The following is a 25539-nucleotide window of genomic DNA, read 5'->3' as shown; positions in this document are numbered from 1 at the left end:
AACAAACGGGGGCGGTCCTGTCGGACCGAGCGCCGTTGGGCTTCCAGTATTTCAAAGCGCTTTCCTGCCGGGTCTTAAACTGGGCTTAAGGTTTTTAAAGTGGTTGAAATATGTTATTTAGGGTGCTCGCTGAAGGGGACAATGAAAACAGGCGCGCCCCATTTTGTAGCTTTTGTAAAAACTGAAATGGTTTTTTTGAATCATTCGCGTGCCCATGACGTATGCTTTGACAGGAAACACCGTCCAAAACACCGGGTCTTTGATCAGAAGACGACCCCCGAACGTCACAACCGGTCGGGTCGTACGCGCGGACCGTTCCATGTAACCGCGCCGGCTGTCTCGGTTGGGCGGTGCCGCTTTTGAGAGACAATCGATTTTTTGAAGGCTGCAAGCTCTGTTACAGCCTGCGCCTGTTGATGGATTAGGAGGAAGCTTTGCGCTCTATCCCGTTAAAAGTCATGCTCGTTCTTGTGGCGACCGTTTTGTTGGTTGCCGACCTGACCGGCGCCACCCTCTTGGCGCGCGCCGAATTTAATGAAGGCACCATGGAGCCCAAGTCCATGAGTGCATTAACCTTCGGTCCCGAAGGCATCTTGTTCATCGGCGATTCGGTCGGCGCCCAGATTTTCGCGTTGGATACCGGGGACCGCACCCCTGCCGCCAACATGGATCCCGTCGCCCAAGAAGCCGATCTCGAGGGGAAAATCGGGGCGAAATTGGGTATCCCGGCCGGTGATGTGTTGATCCACGACATGGCCGTCAACCCGATTTCCCAGGCGATTTATCTAACTGTTTCGCGCGGACGTGGTGAATGGAATTCGCCCTTCCTATTGCCGAACGATCTTGGCAACGCCTCCATTTTGTTGCGCATGGACAAAAGCGGCGATTTCAGTGAAGTAAAACTGAACAAGGCGCGTTTTTCAGTCGTCGCCGTACCCAATCCCGTGGCGGCCGAGAAGGAACACCGCTGGAAAAAAACCAAATTGCGGGTCGACGCCGTGACCGATTTGGCCTTCCACGATAACAAATTGTACGTTGCGGGTTTGTCCAACGAGGAATTTGCCTCGACCATGCGCGTGTTTGATTTTCCATTCAAGAAACAAAATTCTGCAACCCAACTCGAGATTTACCACGGTGCCCACGGTAAATGGGAAACCAATTCACCGGTGCGCACCTTCTTGCCGCTTGAAATTGAAGGCAAGCAACACATGCTGGCCGCCTACCTGTGTACCCCGCTGGTATCCTTCACGATGGATCAGTTTGAAGACGGCAAGGCGGTACGCGGCAAGACCCTGGCCGAGCTGGGATCGCGCAACCAACCCCTGGACATGATCGCCTACACCCACAAGGGCAAAACCAAAATCATTCTCAGCAACTCCAACCGCACCATCATGATTTTTGATCCCGCCGACATTGCCGCTCAAAAAGAGGGCATTACCACCGAAGTCGACCACAAGGCCGGGGTGCCCTACAAGGATTTATCCGGCGTGCAGGTGCAACAGCTTGCCGACTTCAACGAAAAATTCGTCGTGTTGATGCAGCGTTTGCCCGGGGGAAAACTCGGCCTGTACTGCTACAACAAAGACTGGCTCTAATTTTGATTCGGCGGGTCGCCTCGGCCCGCCTTTAATCCATGAATCGTTGGGAGTTACACGGTGTTTTGGTGTTGTCTCGCCCTGTTGCTGCAGCCACCCGCAACAGGTGAAATCCAACTGGACGTGACCGAGCAAACTGTTACGGTAACCGGTCTCTCCGACGCCGATTTGGCGCTTTTACGCGCGCCCGCTCCCGGGCACGAAGCCGTTCGCGTTTATTTTGATCGCGCTTCGTTGGCGGAACGGGGGGATCAGCCGACCATGATGGGTCGTTGGCGTGTGGTGGAACAGCGTTTGGTGTTTCAGGGCCGTTTCCCGTTTAGTCGCGGCTACGATCATTTGCTGGTGGTCCAGCCGCGCGCTGACCAAGCGCCGTCTACCTGGGTTTTTTCCCTGCCGGACCTGCCCAAACCGCCCGCCGCGAAGTTTGTCGGTCTTTTTCCCGACAGCGACCAGGTTCCCGAAAACCTGTTGCGCTGGTATCTGTTTTTCGACCAACCCATGGCCCATGGTTACGCCTATCAGAACATTCGGCTGGAGGATGAACAAGGGCGCTTGATGGGTTCGCCTTTTGTGGTCGTGCCCGAGGAGTTATGGGACCCGGCCCGGCGCCGCCTCACCCTCTTCCTGGATCCCGGCCGCATCAAACGCGGGGTGGGGCCCCATCTGGAACACGGGTCGCCCTTGCAGGCAGGCCGCGCCTACGTTTTGGTGATTGACGGTACTTGGCCGGATCGGCACGGTTCGCCACTTGGCGCGGATGTCCGTCACCGTTTCCGCGTAACCGAGGCGGATCGTCGTTCGCCGCAACGGGCTGATTGGGTGTTGAACCCGCCGCCCGCGGGGGGACAAACGCCGTTGCGGGTGGTTTTTGACGAGCCGTTGGATCGCGAGCAGGTTCCCCGTTTTTTGGATGTGGCCGATGCCTCGGGTACCTTTTTACCCGGGGATTGGTGGGTTCAACCCGACGGTCGCGCCGCGACGTTTGTGCCGCACCGTCTCTGGCGGACGGGAACCTATGCGCTGCACATTAGTTCGCGGTTGGAGGACTGGGCCGGCAACCATTTGATTGCCCTTTTTGACCATGCGCTTGAAGAAAACAACGTGGGGGTTGCGCCGCACCAGACATTTACCCGTGTCTTCCGCGTTGATTAACCTGAATCATGGCATAATATTCCTCTCCGTTTTTATTTCCGAATCACGGGTGATCGGCCCGGCGTCCTTTGCGAGGCAAGGTGGTTCACCGAGCGTTCATCGTTGCGAGAGGTTGATTTCATCGTGTGGTTCCGCTTTTTTTTGTTGGTTGCCTTTCTTCTAGCGGGTTCCGGTTGGGCGTTACGCGCCGTTCAAGCGCCAAGCCTAGCCGATGCGGACCTGGAATCTACCTTGGACGAAGCCGAGGCGCTGGTTTTCAACCACCCGCGGGCCGCCTTGCGGTTGCTGGAGGCACAGCCCGCCGAGGTTGCGGGTGGGGCGAGCACTTTGCATCTGCGTCGTCAGTTGGTGACCGTCGAGGCCGAGTTACGCATCGGTCGTTTGGAAGCCGCCGAGGAGGCACTGCGTTGGGCGGAACCCTTGGCTCAAAATCACGAGGATCCCGGTTATGCCGCCCGATTGACCTTGCTAAAGGCCGAAATGGCCGCCGCGCGAGGCCGCCCGGATCAGGCGTTGCCTCTAATCGAACGCGCGTTCCTCGGGTTGGATGAAGCCCAACATCGCATTGCCGTGGTTGATTTGCGCAACCGCGCGGGCATGCTGCTGTTGTCGTTGTCTCGTCCGCGTAAGGCCCTTCAGATGCTCAAACAGGCGCGCGATCAAAGTACCTTCTCCGGGCGGGAAGCTTTGCGTGCGGTGACCTTTCACCATTTGGGCCGCGTCTATCAGGAACTTGGCGAGGCGACCCTTGCCCAAGACGCGTTTCAAAAGAGTTTGGCTTTTTACAAGCAGGCCGGTCGGCGTACCGGCCTTTGGTTCTTGCTTGGTGACCTCGGTCGTTTTTACCTGGAACGCAACGAGCCCGACCGTGCCGCGGCCGCTTTTGAGGAGGCGCTCGGCTTGGCGGTAGCCAAGGAACCTCGTACTTTATGTACCGTGCTAACCGACTATGCCGAGGTTTTGTTGAAATCGGGTTCACCCGACGGTGCCCTGGCGCCGCTTACCGCTGCATTGGATCAAGCCCGTGACCGGGGGTATTCCGACTTGGAACGCCGCGGTTGGTCCCTGAAAGCGCGGGTGTTGGCCGGCCTGGATCGCTTTGAAGAAGCCCTTGAGGCGCAACAACGTTTCGGGGCGTTGCTCGAGCTAGACGGTGCGCTGGCACGGCAAGCCTTGGCCGATCAATTGGAGAAACGTTTGGTGACCGAGCGCAATCAATCCGGCAGCCGCGCGTCGAAAATGCGCGGGCGCATTGAGGAACTGGAGCGGCAACGCACCTTTTCCCGTTACGTTTCGCTGGTGGTCGGCATCGCCCTGATTACCGCGCTGATTATGTTGCGTCACTACCGAAACTCGCAACAGAACTTGCTTAGACAAGAACGGATTACCGTCGAGAAGTTACGCCAGGTGGATCGACTGAAAGATGAATTCTTGGCCAATACCAGCCACGAGTTGCGTACCCCGTTGAACGGGATCATTGGTTTGACGGAATCGCTGCTCGCGGGGGCGGCCGGCAAACTAAACCACGGCTTGGCCCACAACCTCTCCATGATTTCCTACAGTGGGCGCCGTCTCGCCAACCTCATCAACGACATCCTCGATTTTTCCCAGCTACGCAACGCGGACCTCGTTCTGGTGCGGAAAGGGGTTGATGTTAAGGTGATCGCCGATCTGGTGTTGACGCTGTCGCGGCCACTTGCCAAGAACAAAGCATTGCACCTGATTAACACCATGGATGAGGAAACTTTTTTTGTGGACGCCGATGAAAACCGTCTGCAACAAATCTTTTACAACTTGATCGGCAACGCGGTGAAATTCACCGAACGGGGTGTGGTCAAGGTTTCGGCACGCCACGAGGAAGACATGGTTTTAATTCGTGTCGACGATACCGGCGTGGGCATTCCCGCCAAGGATTACGAGCGGGTATTCCATTCTTTCGAACAACTGGACGGGGCCACCAATCGCGGTCACAGCGGTGCGGGTCTCGGTTTGGCCGTGACTCGGCGTTTGGTGCAGCTGCACGGCGGCGGGATCAACGTGGTGCCGAAGGAGGGGCCGGGTGCCTGTTTGGAATTTAGCCTGCCCGTGTGGCGTGGCACCGTTGAACCCGAGTCGATGGAGGCTAAAAGCGTCATTACCCAAATCAAAATGCCCTCCGTCAGCGAACCCATTTTGCCGCCGGTTGCCGAAACGGAAACCGGCGGTGATCGTTTCCGTATTTTGATTGTCGACGACGATCCGGTGAACCGTCAGGTGCTTGCCAACCATCTGTCGCTGGAAAATTTCAGGCTGGGTGAGATGGCCGACGGGGGCGCGGTGCTCGAGGCGTTTGCCGAGGAAAAACCCTGGGACTTGATCATGCTCGACATCATGATGCCCAAGGTGTCCGGTTACGAGGTGTGCCGCAAGTTGCGTGAAAAGTACAGCGTCAGCGAGTTGCCGATTATTTTTATCACCGCGCGTAACCAGTTGCCGAACTTGGAAAACGGCTTTCTGGCCGGCGGCAACGATTATGTCATTAAACCCGTCTCCAAAAATGAGTTGGTTCTGCGGGTGCGCACCCATCTCAACCTGCTGCGCAGCAACCGTTATTTGGAGCGCGAGGTCGCCGCCCGCACCCGTGAATTGGACGAAAAAAACCAGGCGCTCCAAGAAGCGAACCAACGCTTGAAACGGATTTCGACCACCGATTCTTTAACCGGCATGGGGAACCGTCGCTTCCTGAGCCTGTTTTTGGAGAAAGAACTGAGTCGTTTGAACCGGGGCCGCAAAAATGCCGAGAGCAGGCCGCGTTTCCATTCGCTGAGCTTCGTTCTCATCGACCTCGACCATTTCAAACAGGTGAACGACCAGCACGGTCACGAGGCCGGTGATCGGGTGTTGGCTCAAATGAAACCCTTGATGGAGAAAGCCGCCCGAGAGGAAGACTTGCTAATTCGTTGGGGCGGCGAGGAATTTCTGATTGTCGGTCGAGAGTCGGCGGGGGAAGGGGCGGCCGCCATCGCCGAGCGCATGTGCACCCTCGTCGCCGAGCATCCGTTTGACGTGGGCGACAAAGTGTTGCGGCTGACCTGTTCTATCGGTTTTGCCGACTACCCCTTCTTAACGGCCGCGGCAGACGGGCTTGATTGGGAGCAGGTGGTGCGGATCGCCGACGCCGGTTTGTACGCCGCCAAGAACTCGGGTCGCAATGGCTGGGTCGGCCTGCAGGCGGGGCCGGCGCTTGAGCCGGCGATGCTGGAAACACTGGGGACAGACCTGGCTGAGGACCCAGTCGCCCTCGTTCACGAGGGGCGGATTACCGTGCAAACCTCGTTCCCCGATCCCGAAAAGTTGACGTGGCTCTAGTCCGCGGTTCTCATCAGGATTCGTCACGAGAAGCTTTAAACCTTGGCGTACGAAGATGACGTCCGAAAGACGGAACAGGGTCCGCCCGATCGGGGTCCGACCGATCGGGGTCCGACCTATCGGGGTCCGACCGATCGGGGTCCGACCTATCGGGGTCCGACCTATCGGCGTAGCGGCTGAGGCGAAGGCGGCTCGACCGAGTAACACCGCCCCCTCAAAAATCCATGGGATGGCCCGGAGCAGAATTCCTTGTGAGAAACGCGGGCCTAAGCGTACAAGGTGATGTGATCGGCCACGTCTCCCGCGATTTCCAGGGTGGTAGCCAAATCGGGGTGGCGCAACATGATGTACCCGTCCGAAAGCAAGGTTTGTCGCCAGTTGCGGCGTTTGGCACCCACGGGCAATAGGTCTTCCTTGAGAATGTGGGCGCCCCATTTTTGGCGGAAGGGAACCAGCCCTTCAATTCTGCTGATACGGCCGTTGCCCTTGGCGCGTTTGAAGATGACCGCCACGTTGTACTTGCGTTCGATGTTTTGGTTAATTCGGCCGTGGACCATCGCCTCCGCGTAGGCGTTGTACACATCGAAATCGCAGGTGTAGTTCATCAACATGCCCGCGTCGCCGCCCGGCGGTCGCGCCGCGATTTCGCCAAAAACCACCTCGCCCTTGTCCGTGTGGAACCATTCCATGTGGGCGAAGCCGCGTTCCAGGCCCAGGGTATCCAAGGCCGTTTCGCACATTTTGCGCGCTTCTTGGAAGTGGGGTGCGCTTAGGTCGCGCAGTGAAATGGTCATTGGGCTGATGTGTTCTTGGCTGCGTGCCAGCAACATGGTGGGCACGTAGCGTTCGACATTGGCGAACAGAATGCGGCCGTTTACCGAAATGGTGTCAAAGGTGTATTCCGTGCCGGTGACGAATTCTTCAACCACCACGGATTGAATCTTCTTTAGGGCCGGTTTCACTTTTTCGAAGTCCTCTGGGCTGTTGAGGCGGTAGGTGTCGGCCGAGCCTGCGCCCGCGACGGGTTTGACAATCGCTGGGTAACCGGTGTGGGCCAACGCCTGTTCTATTTGGGCATAGGACTCCGCCTTGGCCTGGCGTGGATTGCGCACACCGGCTTGGTTTAGCAGTTGCCGCATGACGTGTTTGTCGCGGAAGCCGCGTGTCTTTTTAGGGGAAAGGCCGGGGATTTTAAAGGCCTCACGCAGGTCGGCCGCCAGTTCCATGGCCGCCTCCCAAAAACATTCGATGCGGTGAATTTTGAGGTCGGGCCGCCATTGGCGCAGGGCCGGGATGACCGCCTCTCGTTTCCAGAGGTTGGGAACCTGTAGGTAATCGCGTAACGCCGCGCGGGCCGGTTCGGGAATGGCTTGGGGCGGTTGGTCGCCGATGCCGTAAACCGCGGCGCCCTGACGGGCCAAGCCGCGCACAAAATAAGGAACTTCATTGGGGAAGCCAGGTTGGATAACAAGTATATTGACCAAGGGTTTAACTCCAGGCGTAAAGGGTGACTTGGAGGAACAGCACGCCCGCGGCCGTGGCGATGTATTGGAAACGCAACGAGCGACCGGCGTGTTTGGCTGCTTTGATCATGGCGGCGAAAGCGCCGATCAGCAGCAGGGAGGTGCAGAACATGCCCAGCAAAAAGCCGGGTTGCGGGCCGGTTGCGGCCGCATGTCCATAGCCGTGGGCCGCGCCGATCATCACCAGGCAGCAGCTTAGCCAGGTGGAAAGATCGCGAACGTCAAGCGCCGGCAGGGAAAACAGGATGAGCAGGGACAGGACAACCAGGGCCCCTGTCAAGGGGAGACCCGGTAACAACAGGGTCAATGCCAAGCCCGCGGCGAGGCCGCCCGCGAACATGAGGGGCGCGGGCCAGATGTTTTTTAAACGGCCCGCGAGGAGCCCGACCAAGGCGCAAGCCGCGAGGTGATCCCACCCGCTAAAAGGATGGAGCAGGCCGGTGGTGAAGTGGTCCTCGGCATGGCCGCCGTGGCCAAAAAGGAAAAGACCGGAGCAGGCCGCCCAAATCAGGAGTGCAGCGATGGGTTTCATGGATCACCTCAGCAGGAAGGGGGTTGTCCGTCGTCGACGGGGAAGTATTGCAAGGTCAGTGACCAGTCCGGGTCGTGCGTTTTGGTAACTTTTAATTCTTTATAGGGAATTTTTTCCATGGCCAGGGTGATTTTTTGAAGAACCCCGTCGGGTTGGCCCACGTAGAGCATGCAATCGCGGGAACCGTTCCAAGAAACGTGGCCGAGGTAGCAGTATTCATCGCTGCTCAATTGTTCGAGCAGCAGGTCTTCGCAGTCGTATAGCCGATCTGATTCCTCTTTGCTGCACAGGCCCCATTCGTTGGGCGCGGTAAAAGGAAACGAAACCGTGAGTAGCCAAGGGTATGCGCTTGCATGGCTGCGATCCCGCAGGGCGATATTGACCAAGAGATGGGCGGGCAGCCCTTCCTTAGACGCTTCGATAAATTGATAGCGTTCGGCGAGCAAAGTGGTACCTCGATCCAGAGCGTGCGGACAACCGATCAGAAGATCGGCGTGGGTCGCCGCGGGGGCGTCCGTCCGCGAGCGTTTCTCCACGGTTACTTGGGGGTTGACTTAAGCGTCGGGTTAATGACGGTTCAACTTAACACGACCCCGAGGTGTTGCCAAGCGGACAGCGTTTTGGTGTTGCTTCCTTCACTTTGCCCCTGCTCCCGTTGATAAAGGGTGGTCAAGCGGCAGCTTATGCGAGAAAATAAGCTGTTTCCCGAAATTAACCCAACTGAACAACGCCGTCGCTGTGTGCCACAACAGGCTCGTGACCGGCTCGAAAAGAATTTGGATGTTGCCATGACGGATCTCCAACCTTCGCATGCGGACCACTATCTGCGCCAATGCCTCAACGTGAACGACCTCAAAAACCTCGCGCAAAAGTTGCTCGAACCCTCCGCCTTTAGCTATTTCGCCGGTGGCGCGGAGGACGAAGCCGCCCTGGCCCGCAACCTGCGTGCTTTGGCGGAAATTGCGTTACACTACCGGGTTTTGCGGGGGGTGGGTGAACGCGATATGACGACCACCTTGCTCGACCATCGTTTATCGATGCCGGTTATCGCCGCGCCGACCGCCTTCCACCAATTGGCGCACCCTGACGGAGAATTGGCGACCGCCAGGGCTGTAAAAGCTGAAAAGTCGCTGTTCGTCCTGAGTACCTTGTCGAATAAGTCTGTCGAAGAGGTGGCCGCGACCAAGTGTCCTTTCTGGTTCCAGCTTTACATGTACAAGGACCGCGGCATTACCCGTGCCTTGCTGGAGCGGGTTGTTGCTTCCGGCTGCAGCGGCCTCGTGTTTACCGTTGATGCGCCGGTACTCGGCAAACGCGAGGGCGATGAACGCTGTGGCTTTCGGTTACCCCCTGATTTCTCCATGGACAACCTGTTGCCGCGGGACGCCGAAAGCGAGCGGCGCAAACTGGCTACTTCCGGGTTGACCCGCTACTTCTCCGAATTGATCGAACCCAATATCACTTGGGAAGACATTCGCTGGTTGGCCGGTGAAACGGGTTTGCCGGTGATGGTGAAAGGGATTGTGCGCTGCGACGACGCGGTGACCGCCCTGGACAACGGTGCGCGCGGCGTGATCGTGTCCAACCACGGCGGGCGTCAGTTGGACAGCGCCCCCGCCACCATCGACGTGTTGCCGCGCATTGCCCAGGTTCTTGCCGGTCGCAGCAACGCGGCGGGTCAATTGCCGTGCTTGCTGGTCGACGGTGGTATTCGCCGCGGCAGCGATGTGATGAAGGCTTTGGCCGCGGGTGCCGACGCGGTGCTGATCGGTCGTCCCGTTTTGTGGGGGTTGGCCGCCGGTGGCGAAGCGGGCGTGCGTCACACGTTCGCGATCCTCCGCGATGAACTTGACCGAACCTTGGCCTTGTGTGGTTGTCGTTCCATCATGGAAATCACACCCGACCTTTTTCACGCCTAACCCGCATTTCTCACAAGAAATTCTGCTACGGGGCAACCCATGCGATTACGAGGGGGCGGCCATCCGCGGGGCGGCCTTCCGCATTACTTGGTCGAGCCGCCTTCGCCTCAGCTGCTACGCCGAAAGGTCGGCCCCGCGAAAGGTCGGCCCCGAGAAAGGTCGGCCCCGCGAAAGGTCGGCCCCGCGAAAGGTCGGCCCCGCGAAAGGTCGGACCCCTGCGCCGACTCTCGGTCGTAATCCTCGTACTCACAAGGCTTTCTGCTTCTCGCGACGAATCCTTGTGAGAAATGCGGGTTAACCCGTATCTTTCAGGGATGGGTCCACAAAAAAAGGCGGCCTCGAACGGCCGCCTTTGCTTCTTTTAATGAGGCTGGGGTTTATTGATTACGACGAACGGGGGCGCGTTGACCGGCGCCGCTTGAGGCATTGTTCGAACGAACCGAACCGCGATCCCGACTTGAGGTCGCGCGGGTGTTGGTGCTTCGCGACGGTTGCCGGTTGCTCCGTGTCGCCGTACTGTTGGAAGGGCGCTGTACCTGGGTGGGTTGCGAGCGCTGGACCGTACGCTGACGACTCGGGGCGCTGCGCGTGGCTTGCGACCGGTTGGTGCTCGTTGACCGGGAGCGGGTTGCGCTTTGAGAACGGTTGCTGTTGCCGGTGTTGCGCTGTGCCGTGGCGGAGCGGTTGCGCTGGGTGGTGGTGCGGCTGTTGCTCGCCGCGGGGCTGCTGCTGTTTCGCGAACGGTTTACCGAGCGACTGGTGTTGCGCTGTGCCGTGCTCCGCGATGAGGTTTGGGGACGGGTCGCGGAAGAGCGCTCGCTGCTCCGTGTGTTGGTACTTCGCGTGGTGTCGGTGCTCCGCGAGGTGTTGGTAGTGCGGCTGCCGGGGCGGTACGGATTGGGGATGGCCCGTGAGCCGCGTTCGCGTTGTTGGATGCGGCTGTCGTTGTCGTTACGGTAGGTGCGGCGAATGCCGGAACTTGCGCGTTCGTTGCCTTTGGAGGTGGTGCGTGAGCGGTTGATTGATGTACCGCCGTTTTCACGGGTTGTCGGCTGAGAGCGGTTGGCCGAAGGACCCTCGTTCTCGCGCGTTGTGGTGCGTGAGCGGTTGACCGAGGTCCCACCGTTTTCGCGGGTGGTGGTACGGGAGCGGTTGACCGAGGTCCCGCCGTTTTCGCGGGTGGTGGTGCGTGAGCGGTTGACCGAGGTCCCGCCGTTTTCGCGGGTGGTGGTGCGTGAGCGATTGACCGAGGTCCCGCCGTTCTCGCGGGTGGTGGTGCGTGAGCGATTGACCGAGGTCCCGCCGTTCTCACGGGTGGTGGTACGGGAACGATTGACCGAGGTACCGTTTCCGGTGGTGGTACGGGAACGATTGACCGAGGTACCGTTTCCGGTGGTGGTACGGGAACGATTGACGGTTGTCCTGTTGCCGTCGTCCACGGTGCGCCGGCCGGTGGTGGTTACACTGGAACCGCCCCGGTCGACGGTGGTGCGGGTCGTGCGTTTGATTTCCACGTTGCCCCGTTCGCGACGGACGATGTTGCCGCGGCGGCTGCCGCTATCGACCTGACGGGTGTAGCGTGATACGGCGCGGGTGCCGGTGTCGCGGCTGTTGATGTTCACCGTTGAACGGGAGACAACGCTTCGACTTGGGCCGCGATTAACCCGCACCGCCTCGCCGCGGTTGACGCGAATGCTGCCGCGATTGACGGCGACCCGGGTTGCGCGGTCACGGTTGATCGTGGGTTGGCGAATGGCGCGGGTCAGGCGGGTGGGGCTACGGAAGTCGTCGCGTTCCACGTAGATGTGGCGGGTCGTGATGACGCGGCGGTCGTAGCGGGGCAGGTTGCGAACGTAAGCGCGACGATGGCCGCGGTAGAAGAATTGGTCCGTGTGGACGTAGTGCCAGTTAAACGAATGGCGTTTGTAAATGTTGATGTTGAAACCAATGCTGGTGTAGTAGTACGGGCGGTTGGTGTAACCCAAGGGGCACCAGCCGATGTAATTGTCGTAGCTGTTAAAGGCAACCCAAGCGGGTGAGTAGTAGCGGCCTGGTTTCCAATACCAGCCGAAATCAACACTCCAACTCCAGCGACCGTAGTGGTGGGTGACGTAGCCGAAGGTGTCGTAGGAAACCCAGGTCAGGCGCCCGTGGCGACGGGTCCAGTAGCCGTTGTAGTAGGGGCGCCAGGACGTGGCGACCGTGGGACACCACACGTAATCGTCGATTTCAGGTAAGTAGCGCCAGTCGCCGTGGCCGTCCAAATCACGGGCGTAGTAAACCAGGTGGGGTTGGACGTATTTGGCCGCGCTGTTGCGGCGCCAGGGACGACGATCATAAGCCCAGCGCGCGAAGCGATCACTGCTGAAGGTGTTGAAAGAGCGGGCGTTACTCGGGGCGTACAGGTCGCGAATGGATGCGTACTCGCCGCTGTAAACGACCTCGGAATCTTCTTCCCCGGAAAGTTCGGCGTAACCCCGGTAGACCTTTAAGGTCGTGCGTTGGCCCTGCTGGTCGATGCGGTAAATGCCGGGGCCTTCGATGTAGGACGAACCGTCCTTGGTATCAATGCGGAAGACCTGTTTGCTTTGGCTGTGTTCGTCGTCGTTGACGTGCAGGAACACGCTGCCGCGGTGGACCTTGATCACGGTCAGGCTTTCTTCACGATACACTTCGTTAACTGCTTGGAACTCGATCAGGGCCTCGTGATCCAGTTGCAACAGGCTGCCGTCGATAAATTCAACCTCGGCGAAATCGCGCCGACCGGTGGTTAAGGCGTCACCCGCGACAATGGAAAGGTTGCGAACGGCTTTTTCTTCATAACCGTCCTCGTGAACCAGGTTCACATCTTTCCCGACAAAGGTAAGACGGGCGAGGTTTTCTCCCTGGGTCGTGTCCTCTTGGGTGACATCGTCGACAAACTCCTCTTGGGGGGGATAATTACCGGCCCAAGCGGTCATGCTCAGAGAAATAAGAAGCAAAAAAACAGTGTGACGCATGGGAACCTCCTTTCGTCGCCCCTTATTAAGGCAAAGAGTGTGCCAAGAAAGTGGTCTTTTGTTTTCAGTGGTTTACGGTTTAGCGCTGGTTTTGGCCGGCCCCTTTGAATGACGTCCCTGTCCGCAAATAGGGGATCTGTCCTCTTTCTTACACTTTTTTCGGCCTTTTGTGTTGGTTTGTTCCATGCCCCGAGGCTGGTTTAGCCCTCATTTCTCACAAGGATTCGTCGCGAGAAGCTGAACGCCTTGTGAGTACGACGATTACGACCGAGAGACAGGGGTCCGACCTATCGGCGTAGCGGCTGAGGCGAAGGCGGCTCGACCGAATAATTGAAGTAATCGCGCGGGTTTCGGCTTCGTAGCAGAAGTCCTTGTGAGAAATGCGGGTTAGTGGAAGGTGCGCGACCACTGGCGGGTGTGCAGGGTGGGGGAGGGATTCGCGTCCTGTTGGGTTTGGCGCAAATGCTGATCGAGCTCCGCGAGCGTGCAATTCAGGTCGGGGTGGCGCCGGTCGGGTGCGATCTGGGCCAGCGGGGTGGTTACAAACAAACGCAGGTGAAAACGAGGATGGGGGACTTGGAGCCGAGGGGTTTCGATTTTGCGGTTACCGAACAGCAGCAGGTCGAGGTCAATGGTGCGCGGCGCATTGCGATAGGGTCGCCGGCGGTCCAGTTGTTGTTCGATACCCTGAAGCGCGGTCAGCAAAACCTCGGGATGTTCGTGGCATAGGAAACAGGCGGCCGCGTTGAGGAAGGGACGCGGGTCGGGGCAATCGACCGCCGCTGTTTCATAGATTGGTGAGAACTGGGGTTCGCGCAAGAAAGGTAGGGCGCACAGGGCTTCCGCGGCCTGGACCAGGAAATCGAACCGGTTGTGGAGGTTGCTGCCGAGGCCGACGGCGACTTGGTTTTGGTTGGGTGCCATGGGTGAAATCCTTGTGCAGGAAGCAATCGCGGGTTGCAATCGCCGGGGGTGAGCCTCAGTTTAGGCCGGCGGCTTGGATGCGGACAGCTCTTTTTACCGTTGCGAAAAGGTGGCGCATCCGACCCGCCCGTGAGAAAACCATGAAAGCGCTTGTGCCTCGGCTCGCCCCGCGCGCGACCCTGTGTTACAAAGGTCGTTGAATTGGAACCAAGAAGGAGCTTTGCCCGTGGAATCGCCAAACAATGTCCAGCCCCAAGAACCCGTCGTCGATGTGACCCGAGACCAAGAAGGTCGGCCGCTGTATGACGCCGAACGTGAGGTTCTAATTAAGCAGCGTTTTTACGCCCTGGTGTGCATGATGCGGCGGTTGCGGCGCGGTTGCCCCTGGGATCGCGAACAAACCCCGGAAAGCTTGAAAAAGTACGTGCTTGAAGAAAGCTACGAGGTCCTGGAAGCGATTGAGAACCGCGATTGGCGCGCGCTTGAAGACGAACTCGGCGACTTTATTTTGCAAGTCGTGTTTCAGGCCGAGATCCAGGAGGAACGGGGCGAGTTCGCCATTGAAGACGTGCTCGAGGGCATTGTTTCAAAAATGGTGGGACGTCATCCCCACGTCTTCGGTGACCTTTCGTTGGCCGAGGCCAAAGACGTCGAGGCCAATTGGGATCAGTTCAAGCAGCGGGAAAAAGGGGAGGCGGCGCCGGTCTCTGTATTTGCTACCCTGACCAAAGGGTTGCCCGCCTTGTTGGAAAGCTACAAAATTGGCAAAAAAGCGGCCAAGGTCGGTTTCGATTGGGACGACCCGCAACGTGTCCTGGATAAGATTGAGGAAGAAATCGGCGAGGTTCGCCAGGCCTTCCAAGCCGACGACCGCACCCACCAGCAGGAAGAGTTGGGCGATTTATTGTTCGCCGTCAGCAACCTGGTGCGCAAGGCCGGCTTTGAGCCGGAAGAAACCTTGCGCCAGGCCAATGCCAAATTCGTGCGTCGTTTCAAGGCGATGGAAACCATGGCCGGCGAGCAAGGCCGTGATTTTAACGCCCTGGACCTAGACGAACAAGAAGCCTTGTGGAACGCGGTTAAAAAGAAAAGCTAAAGCCGGTTTCGGAGCATGATCCCATCGCCACCCGTCGGGCGTTGTTTTTCCGACGGGGGGCCGGGCGAACGCCCCGATTCCTCAATTCAGCGTGCGGAAACGCACCCGGGTGCCGCCTTTTTTCAGGTTGAGGCGCAAGTCGCGTTTGTTGGGATTGAATTCGGTACTGTAGTAGTCGATGTAGTAAAACGACTTAAAATCCTGGTAAATCCGGTCGAACTTTTCGTCCAGGTTATCCACCCGACGGACGCGCGTATAAATGGACCCGGTTAAACGCGCCATGCTTTCCAAAAACATCGCGGCCTCCTGGGGTTCGGGAAACACGCCGCCTGGCAAAATGATGGGGTACACCATCACCGGCGAGTTGCGCAGCGCGCCGGCCACGTGAATGTCGGTGGTGGCCGAATCGCTGTCGTCTCCGTCCGATACCACAATCATGACCTTGGTTCCGTTCTGGCCGACCAGGGCGTCGTTGGCTACCAACATGGCGTCGTACAAACGCGTCGCACCAAGCGGGCTAAGGGTCATCACGCGCGGTACCAGTTCGTCGAACTCGTTGGTGAAATCGGTCATCTTCAAGACTTTGCTGTCGAAGGTGTAAATCGCGACCGCGTCTTCCGGGGACAGCTTGCTCAGAAAGGTTTTCACCGCGTACATGGCGCGGTACAACTTGTCACCGAACATCGAGATCGACGTGTCCAAAATAATCGCGATGCGCAGCGGCGCCGTGTCCTTGCGGAAGTGGGCGATCTCTTTGACCTTTTTGTTCTCTTTCAGCACGAAATCTTCTTTGGTTAATTCGCGCTCCCCATTGGCGCGCAGGTTAAACACCGAAGCGTGCAGCGGCACCAACTGAACCCGCTCTTCCTCATCAACCCGCAAGGTGTCTACCACGATTTCGTCCTCGGAAAAGGTTTCGTCCTCAAAATAGGCCGAAACCCGCAGGCTCAACTTGCCAAAGTTTCCGTCGACGGTAAAAGGTACTTTGTAGGGCGGTTTGGTCAAACGCGCGATGCGCTGTTCTTCCAAATAACACTCAATCACCAACACCGGCGCCTCATTGCCCGCCAGACTAAAGGTCAAATCGGTGGTGCCGGTTACCAGGTCGTTGGGTTCGGGCGAGGTGATTTTAAGCTTGACCTGTTTGTTGCGGGCGAAACGGCCCAAACGGCCCATCAAACGGTTGCGACGGCTTTCCGCCTTGCCGGCCAAATCCCGTTGGTTGGACAAACCCTCGCGAATGGTGGCAAACATCGGTTGGAAGCGTGAAATCAAACTAAAGGCCTCGTCGTCCATGCCGACCGCCAAATAACTTTCCATCAAGCGTTTCAGGGCTTTTTTGTCGTCGGGAATCACGCTGACGTAATCCTCCAGGGTCGGCACCGCTTCGCTTGCACCTTTCTTCAAGTCTTCCAGCGCTTTACCGTATAGGGCAATGGCCTGTTGGTAGACCTTGAGTTGGTAATCCTGGGTTTGGTTGATCAGGTTGTCTTTTTGGTGGACGTAGGTGGAACCCAGGTTGATTTTGATTTTGGTGATCAGGTCGCGGTCCCAGAGGATCAGTGAGGGGAAGAGGTCAAACACGTTGAAGTCTTTTTTGGCGACCTCGACCTGGGGCCAGCGGAAATAAAGGTCTACCAAAAATTCTTCCTGGGAGGGCATTGGGAAACCGGCTTTGCCAAAGGGCATCACCGTATTGATGAGGAACTCGCGGTAGGTGGTGGGATTGCTGAGTTGGTTGATCGGGAAGGTGATGGGTTCCTCAAGGCAGTCGCAAACGATCACGCCTTCACCGGCGGTTTTGTTGAGACCGAGGATCACCTTGTAATTTTTGTCGCTGATGATTTCGCCGCGCACATCGCGGACCGCCAACTCAAACCGGTAACTGATGACGGGCAGGTAATCGCTTTTGCCGTCGTAAATGGTGCCGCGGTTGCGCTCAAGGGTGCGCAACAAAAAGGCCGTTTGGCGCAGGGGGTTGTCCAGTACGGCGGTGAAGTCGTTTTGGTTGATCGCGTAGTTGTCGTCTTTGAGCAGATTGAAGGCGATCAGCGGTTCGGGTGCGGCGCGAACCACCATGTTCTCGCCGTCCGGCTGAACTTCAAGGGTAAAGAAGTGGATGTCCTTGGTAGCCCAGGCCGAGGCGGGGGCGAAAAGCAACAAAAGCAAAACCAGGGCTCGCCTGAATGGGTTCATAGGGTAACTCCTCAAATCTTTGGTGGATCATCTGCCGCCACCTGCATGCAAGAACGGGACACAACCGAGCTTTATGCCGGCCGACGCGAAAAAAGGAGCGTTTGGGGGCGCGGTCACAAAGGGTTTTGGATTAAAAGACGCGTGAAACGGGCATCACACCCAACCGAAATCGATCAGGGACGGGAACGAGGCGCTGCTCGCGTTTTGAAACCGGAAGGGGGTGATTCGGGTGAAACAATGCCCCAAGCCTACCGTTAAGCGCTGGGATAAAAAAGCCCTTTTGTGGTGAGCCGGGATGAAGGAGCGGGCCCAGGGGGATGGAGCGGGCCGGCGATCCGGCACGACCGGTCGGGGAAAAGGCGTGTGGTTTGCTGCACAAAGATGATCAAATACGCGTAAAAGTTGGCTAATTTACGCGTTGTAGGCGAGCCCGACATTGAATTAGCGGCTTGGCTTTTGGTATGATACCGCCAACTTTTGTGAAGCCCACGAGTTTGAAAGTTTGTTTAGATCGTGTTTGCGATCCTATACTGTTTGATTCAACCTATTGCTTGAGGACTGTTTATGTCGATTCACCGCAAGTTAATTCGGCCTAGCTTGAAGAATGTCAAAGACACGGCCGGCCAGGCTCCTGAAATGCAAAATCAGGCGCTAACGCCCGGCGTAAGCCAGGGACGTGATACGGCGGGCGCACGACGCAAGCACATCCCCGCCGAGCAAACCAATGCCGAAAGCTTTTATTACCTCAAGCAGATGCAGACCAAAACGCCGATGGTGATCATTTTGCAGGACGGCGAACAGATTCGCGGCGTGATTGAGTGGTACGACCGTCACACCCTCAAGGTAAACCGCCACAAAGAACCGAATCTTATGATAATGAAACACTGCATCAAGTATATGTACAAACAAGAGGACGAAGTGAAGACCCACCGTCGCCGCAAGCGGTCGGTGGATGTCGAGCACAAAGAAGGCAGCTGAAACCGCCGAGGTTCAAGGCTGTTACAAAACGGGTCCCGCATAGCTTGAGCAAAGAGGGCGACCGCACGCGTGTGGCTGGGGGTATGATCCGAACCCGACCGCGTGTGGCTGGGGGCATGATCCGAACCCAACCGCGTGTGGCTGGGGGCATGATCCGAACCCGACCGCGTGTGGCTGGGGGCATGATCCGAACCCAACCGCGTGTGGCTGGGGGTATGATCCGAACCCAACCGCGTGTGGCTGGGGGTATGATCCGAACCCGACCGCGTGTGGCTGGGGGCATGATCCGAACCCAACCCCATGTGGCTGGGGGCATGATCCGAACCCGACCGCGTGTGGCTGGGGGCATGATCCGAACCCGACCCCATGTGGCTGGGGGCATAATCCGGCGCGGCACTTGAGCACACGCATCTGTGCATGCGAGCCCCTGAGCGGGCCGCACAACCCCCCGTGGGGACCATGCTTTGAATAAACGCCGGGCTCGGCCCGGCCACTCTGGACGCACCCCGGAGGGGTGCCATAGGTTAGCCCCGGGTACGACCATTGAAAATGGTCGCACCCTGGGTGCTGGGCGTTCACGGACGGTAAAACGCTGAAGGCGTTGACATCAGAGGCGTTTCGAATCCCACACCCGCCAATATGCGTCTCACCCCGATGGGTACGCATTTCGGGTGTTTTCTGTCATGCCGACCCATGCACCCCGCCGGCTTTAAAAAAAACCGCGGCTGCATGACCGCCTTCCCTGAATCTTGGGCCATGCAACCGGGAGGAGATGTGCTCGGTTAATCGACCAAGGCCGCATCCGGTTGTGGGCAGCGATAGCCAAAGGCCGCCGCCAGTTGCTGGGATTCGCTGCTAATCGGCTGATTGGGTACACGTTCTTGCCAGATATCGGCCAAACCGGCGTCGATGGTTTTGTGGTTGTGGAAATTGACGTCGCCGATGGCGATGCCCGCCGTCATGCGGTCTCCTTGGTAAGGATGCACCATCGCCTCTTCGTAAGGAACGTCCAGGAAGGTACACACGCGGCCCATGCTGTTTTCGGGGTCGCGAACCAAGTCCTCGTAGCGCAGACTGAGGTGTTGTTCCGCGGGTAACGCGCCCAGGAAGCGCACGCAGTTTTGGTTGGCTTGGCGCCACACCTGTTCCGCGTGTTGTTGACCGTGGATTTCGTCGCGGAACACAAATTGCCGTACCAGCGGTTTCTGGTTCAAGCGCATGACCGAGTCCATGACGGCATAGGGATGCCGAATCAAGTGAATGAACTTGGCGTTGGGGAAGAGGGTGTAAATGCGTTCTAGGGTCGCGGGTTCTTCGCTGTAGGTCGGGGTTTTGTCGACCAAAACGCGCGGGGCACAGCGTTGGATGAGTTGGGCGTAAACCTCGCCGCTCGACAAACCCTGGTCACACCATGCGCGGACCTGTTTTTGGGCCGCTTTCATGGTGATGTCGTCCAGACCGGCCAAGGCTTTGACCAGGCCGACCGCCATAAACTTGCCGGCGTCCATTTGCTGGTCGCGTTCGGCTAGGTTGTCGTATTGCATGAGATGGAGTTCGGGGGGCGCAAACAGAAAACGGTTGCCCGCCAGCATGACGCGCAACAGGGTGGAGCCGCAACGCGGACTGCACAGGACAAAAACAGGTGTTGATGAATCCATAACGTAACCTCTGACCAATTCAGGATGACAGCCATTCAAAATTTGTCCGCATTTCTCACAAGGCTTTCTGCTTCTCGCGATGAATCCTTGTGAGAAATGCGGGCTAGGCCTGTGCTGCCTCTGTCGTTATGAAACGCGGAAGGCCGCGCGGGGTCAAAGGAAAGCCCGGTTTTCAGCCACCATTTTCAGTTTTCACACCCTGCTTTCATTTAGGAAGCCGCCAGAGAGGGGGCCGGCCGATGCGTTTTGCCTGGGAACAAGGGTGGCCCGGTGAATTGGGTTGAACCAAGCCGCGGCTTGATCCCCATGCGCGATCCATCAGCCAAGGGAAAGCCGCACTTCGCGATCCTCTATGTATCCTGCCTAAGCAATAACCTATACCGAGCCCCGCCCAGTTTTCGCCACCGATTGCTACCAAGAACCCAAACCCGCCTATTTTTTCTTTTTATCCTTGGCCGGGAATTTGGGTTTGTTTGGTTTGGGTCTCGGCTTGCGTAATTCCGCGCTTTCGATGGTGTGTTCCCAGCGGACTTTGCCGTCCGCGTCGACCGCCTTCAGGGTCAAGGTGCGCTTGCGGCGATCATTGCCGGTCACCTCGATCAGGCCGAAGTTGCGTTCTTCGGTCAACAAGGTGCCGGGCACGCGCATCGGGTTGTCCGCTTCCGAACCCATGTCGCTGATTAGACCGCTGGTTAACGGCGAACTGGTGAACTCGTACAAGGGGTAGTTCTTGGCGCGTTGGCGGCGCAACAACTCGGTGTAGTGGCGGTCACCGGACAAGATCACCACACCGGGGATCTCGCTGCCGTCCAACCAGTTGATGAAATCGTGGTACTCGCTGCTAAAGCCCGCGTAGGCTTCGTGGCGGCAGTAGGTGTTGATCATCTGGTTGCCGTTGACAATAAATTTGAAGTTGGCGCGGCTGCGGCTTAACTGATCTTTCAACCACTGCAACTGGGCTTTGCCGTAATAGGGTTTATGGGGATCTTTTAAGCGGTTGGGCGCGCGATGGTAGCGGCAGTCCATGAGGAAGAAATCGCAATCGGCCCAGCTCACCTTGCCGAAAATCCCTTTGGTATCGGGCATGCCCCAGTGTGGGTTGGCATAGTAGAGCTTAAACAGTTTCAGGGCCGCATCTTTATAGGGGTAGGAGCGGTCGGAATCGTTGGGGCCGTAGTCGTGGTCGTCCCATATGGCGTAGTGGGCCGTTGCGGCGAGCAGGCGCTGCATTTCCGGCAAGGCGCGGTCGCGCCTGTGGCGGTAATTGAGGCGCGTTTCCGAGTTGAAGTCGCCTTCGCGAAAGTAAACATTGTCGCCCAACCAAATCATGAAATCCGGTTTCTGGTCCGCGATGGTGTTGAAAATGTCGTGCCGCGCGCCGTAGGGGCGGCCGGGGCGGTCGAAGGTTTCGTCGTTGACGAAATTACACGAGCCGATTGCGAAGCGAATCTCCGGTGGCGGCGTGCGCCATTTCCAAAGCTTTTGCGTGGTGAACCCAAAGGGCCCCGCCGCCTTTTTGCCGTTTACCCACACCGTATAGCTGTAGGTGGCGCCGTCGGCCAAATCCGTGAGCAGGACATGCGCGGTGAAGTAGGTTTCTTGCGTGGCGTGGAACACCCGGCTTTCCTGCCGCGCTTCGCCCTGGCGTTCGTACTTCACCACTACCTCGGCCGTGTCGTGGGTTTGCACCCAAATAGTGGCTTCGACGTGGTCGACATGACCCAACATTGGGCCGGAGACCAAGCCGGTTTTTTGTGCGGCCAGCCATCCTTGGCTCAACATCAAACACACAAAAACGGTCTGAAAAGCATGTCGCATGAATGTCACGATAGCACTCCGTAGGCAAGATAAAGGATTTATTCGATGGTGTTAACGCGGCCTTCAACCTTGGGGGCGATGCCGGTTTCGCCTGCCTGTTTCAGGCGTTCCAGCAGCAGTTCTTCCAGGTCGACGCCTTGGGCGAGGCGGGTTGCGTCTTTTAAATAGGGATAGCCGTCCCCGCCGCCGGCGATATAGCTTGAGATCGCCACCGCATAAGTTTTCTGTTCGTCTAGGGGTGCCGCTTGGTCGCCGTCGCCGACGCGAATGTCGGACACCGTTTGCGCTTTGGCGTTGTGGGTGAAACGAATGCCGCTGACCTGCAAGTAGTGGCCGCTGCCGGTCCAGTCCTCAATGCTTCGGTTTAATGCGCGCTTGACGTCCGCGCCGCTGAGTTCGACCACAAATACCCCGGTTTGGTAGGGCAGCAATTCATCAATATGGCCTTTGCGAACGGCGCCCACGGGAATCACATCGTTAAGGCGCAGAGAACCCGAATTGATCAAGGCCAGGTCGACCTTTTGGTTGGGATAGGCCGTGCGCATTTGGTCCGCGATCCAGTTGCCGATGTTGGTTTCGTACTTGCGGATCGTCAGTTCCTCCGCGGTGAGCACGACTTGGGTGGTGCCGACTGGTTCAAGGCGTTTGCCCTCGGGATCGAACTTTTTCATCCAATCCACCACCGCCGCTTCAACGGTTTCGTCTTTTTCGGCCAGAGCGCCCTCGCCCAACTTCACCAGGTTTTGTTTCACTTGCAAGGTGCCGCCGTCTTTTTCGATGGTGACCACGCGGGCCGAGAGTGCGTCGGCGTCTGCCTTAACCAACCAGCGGCCGTCGATGTTGCGGGCGATTTCGGTGTGGTCGTGACCGCCGACAATCAGGTCCGGTCCCTTGGCCGCCAGTTTGCGCAGCAGTTCCTCGTCTTCCGAGGCGCGCAGGTGGGTCAGACCGACCACCACATCCGCGCCTTGTTCGCGCAACGCGGCGCAGACTTCAAGCGTGGTTTGTTCCAGGGCGCCGAAACCGTCGATGTAGTCCGGCTGGGTGTCGGGGGTGGTTAAACTGAAAACGCCGATCTTCATGTCGCCGACGGGAATGACCGTGGTTGCGAGTAGGTTGTCGGCTTGGACCAGCTCTTCTTTGCTGTCCGGCGTGTCGGCCCAATCGATGTTTGTGTCCAGCCAGGTAAATTCCGACTGCTCCACGCGGGCGTCGAGCATGTCAGCTTCTTTGATGTCAAACTCATGGTTGCCGAAGGTCATCACCATGTAGGGGTCGACCGTGTCGCGTGCGCCGTCCATCAAGTTGAGGATGTCAATCATTTGTTCGCCGCCGCTGAAGTGTTTGCTCATGGTGTTGGGCGAGAGTGCATCACCGGCGTGGAGCAGCAGCACGGGGGCGCCGTCGGCCTCCAGTTGTTTCCTCAAGGTGCGAACCCTGGCCAAACCGCCCAAGGTTCCGTTGGCGGCACCTTCAATACGGTACACATCGTTGATCGCAAGGATGATCGCTTTCTGGGTGGGTGGCGCCGTGGTGGGGGTTGGTTCGGGAGATTCCGTTTGGGTTTGACATGCCGCGAGCCATAGGAACGCCGTAACCAGAAAAACAGAGAACACACGCTTCATATAAAGACCTACCTTGAAGTCTGATCGTCGGACCAAATACGTATAAATTCGCTGATCAGCCTACCTTAGCAAATCCTAACCGGTTTTGAAATCGGGCAATGAGTTCGCTCACGATTCCGGTTGACGCTGCCCGACGGCCGTCGTCAAGCGACGCTGACAGGGGGGGCAAAGGCGGGCGTTTGCAAGCGCCGGCTAAGGCGTAGCAACCCGTTTTTTGTCAGGCGGTTATCTCGTGTTTTGAGCCTTGGGGCGAAGCAGGAGGAAGCTGCTAACTGTCGGTAAAAATGAGGTTTACGTGAGTTGCGGTTGGGGCCCTACCTGAAGCTGGCACCGCAACGCCGGATATGTCAGAATAAAGGCCGGTTTTCCTAAAGTAACAGGGTCGTTGCCTTGCCCGTGCCCCCCAAGTGTGTGCCGCTCCCGTGCATGCGGTGGTTTGCCCACCATCTCGCATACCTGCAACCGACCGGTTCATAGGAGACCGATTGGGCGAACCATCGGGCCCGCCGCCCCAGCGGTCGCGATCCGCGTGTTGATCTCGCATCATCCACCGCGCCCCATTTTTCTAACGTAGTGAGGTCGTTTTGAGTGCCAATCCATTTTCCGCCGAAGACCTGAAAAAACTCGAAGCTCAAGGGCGTTCGCTCGACGCCATCCACCAGCAGATCGCCATGTTTGAGCGCGGTATCCCTTTCCTCCAACTGGATCGTGCCTGTACCGTCCAAGACGGTATCGAGCGACTTGCCGAACGTGATCATGAACCGTACATCAAACATTTCGAAAAAGCTCAGGCCGCCGGGCGCGTCACCAAATTTGTGCCTGCCTCCGGTGCCGCCTCACGCATGTTCAAAGCGCTTCACGCCGCGGCCGCGACCCTTTCCGAGAAAGGCGAATGCGACGACGCTTTCCTGGCCAAATTTATCGAGGGTTTGGCGGACTTTGCCTTTTATGACGAACTGAAGCAACGCCTCGCCGACCGTGCTGTGGTTCTGGAACAGCCGCCCGCCGCGTCGCAACGCGGTGCGGTTCTGGCCGAACTCTTGGACGGCGACAAAATGGCTTACGCCTCCTTGCCCAAGGGGTTGTTGAGCTTCCATCGCTACGAAAGCGGTGTTCGTACCGCGGCCGAGGAACATTTCGTTGAAGCGCGTGCCTATGCCGCTGATTCGGATGGACGCGGTCGTTTGCATTTCACCGTATCGCCCGAACACAAAGCCGCCTTCGAAGCCTTGGTTGCTGAAAACCGCGAGACCTATGAAACCGAAGGTTTCTTCTTGGATATTAGCTACAGTTTCCAAAAGCCGGAAACCGACACCATCGCCGTGGATCCCGACAACAAGCCGTTCCGCGACAAAAACAACGAATTGTTGTTTCGCCCCGGCGGTCACGGCGCTTTGATTGAGAACCTCAACGATCTCGACGGCGACTTGATTTTCATTAAAAACATCGACAACGTGGTGCCGGACCGCCTCAAAGACACCACCGTTACCTACAAAAAACTGATCGCCGGTTACTTGCTCGAGATTCAGGAAGCCTTGTTTCAGTATTTGGTTGATTTGGACAACGGCCCGGTCGACGCCGCCAAACGCGCCCTGTTCACCCAATTTGCCGCCGAGAAGCTGGGCTGTCAGGTGCCTGATTCCGTGGGTAGCCTGGATGAGGAAGCAACCCGCGTTTATTTCCAGCGTTTGTTCAACCGGCCGTTACGTGTGTGCGGCATGGTGAAAAACGAAGGCGAGCCCGGCGGCGGTCCCTTCTGGGTCAGTGCCAAAGACGGCAGCCAGAGTGTGCAGATTGTGGAAAGTTCGCAGATCGACGCCGGCGATGCCACCCAAATGAAGATTCTCAAGGGCAGCACCCACTTCAACCCGGTTGACCTCGTGTGTGCGGTTCGTGATTATCGCGGCAACAAATTCGATCTCACCGAATTTGTGGATCCCGATGCATGTTTCATCTCCGACAAATCAAAAGACGGAAAACCGCTGAAAGCACTGGAGTTGCCAGGGCTTTGGAATGGTGCCATGGCGAATTGGAACACCGTTTTTGTGGAAGTTCCCTTGATTACCTTCAATCCCGTGAAAACCGTTAACGACCTTCTGCGAGAAACCCACCAACCCGCATAGAACCCAAACAGCGGGATCGCGCCCTTGGGCTGGTTTGATCCCGCTGTTTC

At 57.8% G+C, this 25539-nt stretch carries 16 protein-coding genes and 1 pseudogene; 8 read left to right on the top strand and 9 right to left on the bottom strand.

Going from position 1 to position 25539, the window contains the following annotated elements; translation table 11 throughout:
• Window positions 1–434: 434 nt before the first annotated feature.
• The 4 genes and pseudogenes from J3U88_RS20990 to J3U88_RS35380 all read left to right on the top strand — a co-directional run.
• Complete coding sequence (locus J3U88_RS20990; protein WP_207860939.1) at window positions 435–1595, top strand: hypothetical protein; 1161 nt, start codon at window positions 435–437, stop codon at window positions 1593–1595.
• A 60-nt stretch (window positions 1596–1655) separates the two neighbouring features.
• Entirely contained in the window at window positions 1656–2750 is a 1095-nt protein-coding gene (locus J3U88_RS20985) for an Ig-like domain-containing domain (RefSeq protein WP_207860938.1), read from the top strand.
• A 123-nt stretch (window positions 2751–2873) separates the two neighbouring features.
• Window positions 2874–6098, top strand: coding sequence for a diguanylate cyclase (locus J3U88_RS20980; protein ID WP_207860937.1), 3225 nt, complete (start codon window positions 2874–2876; stop codon window positions 6096–6098).
• Between the two features lie 101 nt (window positions 6099–6199).
• Window positions 6200–6271 (top strand): annotated as a pseudogene (locus tag J3U88_RS35380) (pentapeptide repeat-containing protein); the annotation flags it as partial.
• A gap of 93 nt (window positions 6272–6364) precedes the next feature.
• Here the strand turns inward: J3U88_RS35380 and J3U88_RS20975 are convergent.
• Genes J3U88_RS20975 through J3U88_RS20965 form a run of 3 tightly spaced genes read right to left on the bottom strand, consistent with a single transcriptional unit; the run spans window position 6365 to window position 8599 of the window.
• A complete protein-coding gene (locus tag J3U88_RS20975) occupies window positions 6365–7582 on the bottom strand; it encodes an ATP-grasp domain-containing protein (protein ID WP_207860936.1) in 1218 nt (405 codons plus the stop codon).
• Between the two features lie 4 nt (window positions 7583–7586).
• Entirely contained in the window at window positions 7587–8153 is a 567-nt protein-coding gene (locus J3U88_RS20970) for a HupE/UreJ family protein (protein ID WP_207860935.1), read from the bottom strand.
• Window positions 8154–8161: 8 nt separating this feature from the next.
• Window positions 8162–8599, bottom strand: coding sequence for a DUF695 domain-containing protein (locus J3U88_RS20965; protein WP_207860934.1), 438 nt, complete (start codon window positions 8597–8599; stop codon window positions 8162–8164).
• Between the two features lie 342 nt (window positions 8600–8941).
• Between J3U88_RS20965 and J3U88_RS20960 the strand changes: the two genes are divergently transcribed.
• A complete protein-coding gene (locus J3U88_RS20960) occupies window positions 8942–10072 on the top strand; it encodes an alpha-hydroxy acid oxidase (protein WP_207860933.1) in 1131 nt (376 codons plus the stop codon).
• A 377-nt stretch (window positions 10073–10449) separates the two neighbouring features.
• On the opposite strand, the gene J3U88_RS20955 is transcribed toward J3U88_RS20960, so the two are convergent.
• Window positions 10450–13071 (bottom strand): DUF6600 domain-containing protein, encoded by a 2622-nt coding sequence (locus tag J3U88_RS20955; RefSeq protein ID WP_207860932.1) that lies wholly within the window; start codon window positions 13069–13071, stop codon window positions 10450–10452.
• A gap of 387 nt (window positions 13072–13458) precedes the next feature.
• A complete protein-coding gene (folK, locus tag J3U88_RS20950; protein ID WP_207860931.1) occupies window positions 13459–13995 on the bottom strand; it encodes a 2-amino-4-hydroxy-6-hydroxymethyldihydropteridine diphosphokinase in 537 nt (178 codons plus the stop codon).
• Between the two features lie 226 nt (window positions 13996–14221).
• Between folK and mazG the strand changes: the two genes are divergently transcribed.
• The gene (gene mazG / locus J3U88_RS20945) at window positions 14222–15091 is read left to right on the top strand and encodes a nucleoside triphosphate pyrophosphohydrolase (RefSeq protein ID WP_207860930.1); all 870 of its coding nucleotides are present in this window, start codon (window positions 14222–14224) and stop codon (window positions 15089–15091) included.
• A gap of 81 nt (window positions 15092–15172) precedes the next feature.
• Here the strand turns inward: mazG and J3U88_RS20940 are convergent, their stop codons facing one another.
• Window positions 15173–17287, bottom strand: a complete 2115-nt coding sequence (locus tag J3U88_RS20940) for a VWA domain-containing protein (protein ID WP_207860929.1) — start codon at window positions 17285–17287, stop codon at window positions 15173–15175.
• A gap of 564 nt (window positions 17288–17851) precedes the next feature.
• Between J3U88_RS20940 and J3U88_RS20935 the strand changes: the two genes are divergently transcribed.
• Window positions 17852–18265: an RNA chaperone Hfq gene (locus tag J3U88_RS20935; RefSeq protein WP_207860928.1), complete on the top strand. Its 414-nt coding sequence runs from the start codon at window positions 17852–17854 to the stop codon at window positions 18263–18265.
• Window positions 18266–19047: 782 nt separating this feature from the next.
• On the opposite strand, the gene J3U88_RS20930 is transcribed toward J3U88_RS20935, so the two are convergent.
• The 3 genes from J3U88_RS20930 to J3U88_RS20920 all read right to left on the bottom strand — a co-directional run bounded on the left by J3U88_RS20930 (window position 19048) and on the right by J3U88_RS20920 (window position 23366).
• A complete protein-coding gene (locus J3U88_RS20930; protein ID WP_207860927.1) occupies window positions 19048–19923 on the bottom strand; it encodes a sulfotransferase family protein in 876 nt (291 codons plus the stop codon).
• A 432-nt stretch (window positions 19924–20355) separates the two neighbouring features.
• Window positions 20356–21741: an alkaline phosphatase D family protein gene (locus J3U88_RS20925; protein ID WP_243436067.1), complete on the bottom strand. Its 1386-nt coding sequence runs from the start codon at window positions 21739–21741 to the stop codon at window positions 20356–20358.
• A gap of 38 nt (window positions 21742–21779) precedes the next feature.
• A complete protein-coding gene (locus tag J3U88_RS20920) occupies window positions 21780–23366 on the bottom strand; it encodes a bifunctional metallophosphatase/5'-nucleotidase (RefSeq protein ID WP_207860925.1) in 1587 nt (528 codons plus the stop codon).
• 584 nt (window positions 23367–23950) lie between these two features.
• On the opposite strand from J3U88_RS20920, the gene J3U88_RS20915 reads away from it, so the two are divergent.
• On the top strand, window positions 23951–25489 hold the full coding sequence (locus J3U88_RS20915; protein ID WP_207860924.1) for a DUF4301 family protein: 1539 nt from the start codon (window positions 23951–23953) through the stop codon (window positions 25487–25489).
• The last annotated feature ends 50 nt before the right edge of the window (window positions 25490–25539 follow it).

Origin of the sequence: Acanthopleuribacter pedis, assembly GCF_017377855.1 — a bacterium.
Lineage (GTDB): Bacteria > Acidobacteriota > Holophagae > Acanthopleuribacterales > Acanthopleuribacteraceae > Acanthopleuribacter > Acanthopleuribacter pedis.
This window is presented reverse-complemented; position numbering and strand designations above follow the sequence as displayed.

Bases quoted from the DNA above. Each gene is read 5' to 3' on its own strand.
- J3U88_RS20930 (WP_207860927.1), bottom strand. From the start codon at position 19,923: ATGGATTCATCAACACCTGTTTTTGTCCTGTGCAGTCCGCGTTGCGGC.
- J3U88_RS20935 (WP_207860928.1), top strand. From the start codon at position 17,852: ATGTCGATTCACCGCAAGTTAATTCGGCCTAGCTTGAAGAATGTCAAA.
- J3U88_RS20955 (WP_207860932.1), bottom strand. From the start codon at position 13,071: ATGCGTCACACTGTTTTTTTGCTTCTTATTTCTCTGAGCATGACCGCT.
- J3U88_RS20940 (WP_207860929.1), bottom strand. From the start codon at position 17,287: ATGAACCCATTCAGGCGAGCCCTGGTTTTGCTTTTGTTGCTTTTCGCC.
- J3U88_RS20960 (WP_207860933.1), top strand. From the start codon at position 8,942: ATGACGGATCTCCAACCTTCGCATGCGGACCACTATCTGCGCCAATGC.
- J3U88_RS20920 (WP_207860925.1), bottom strand. From the start codon at position 23,366: ATGAAGCGTGTGTTCTCTGTTTTTCTGGTTACGGCGTTCCTATGGCTC.
- J3U88_RS20970 (WP_207860935.1), bottom strand. From the start codon at position 8,153: ATGAAACCCATCGCTGCACTCCTGATTTGGGCGGCCTGCTCCGGTCTT.
- folK (WP_207860931.1), bottom strand. From the start codon at position 13,995: ATGGCACCCAACCAAAACCAAGTCGCCGTCGGCCTCGGCAGCAACCTC.
- J3U88_RS20925 (WP_243436067.1), bottom strand. From the start codon at position 21,741: ATGCGACATGCTTTTCAGACCGTTTTTGTGTGTTTGATGTTGAGCCAA.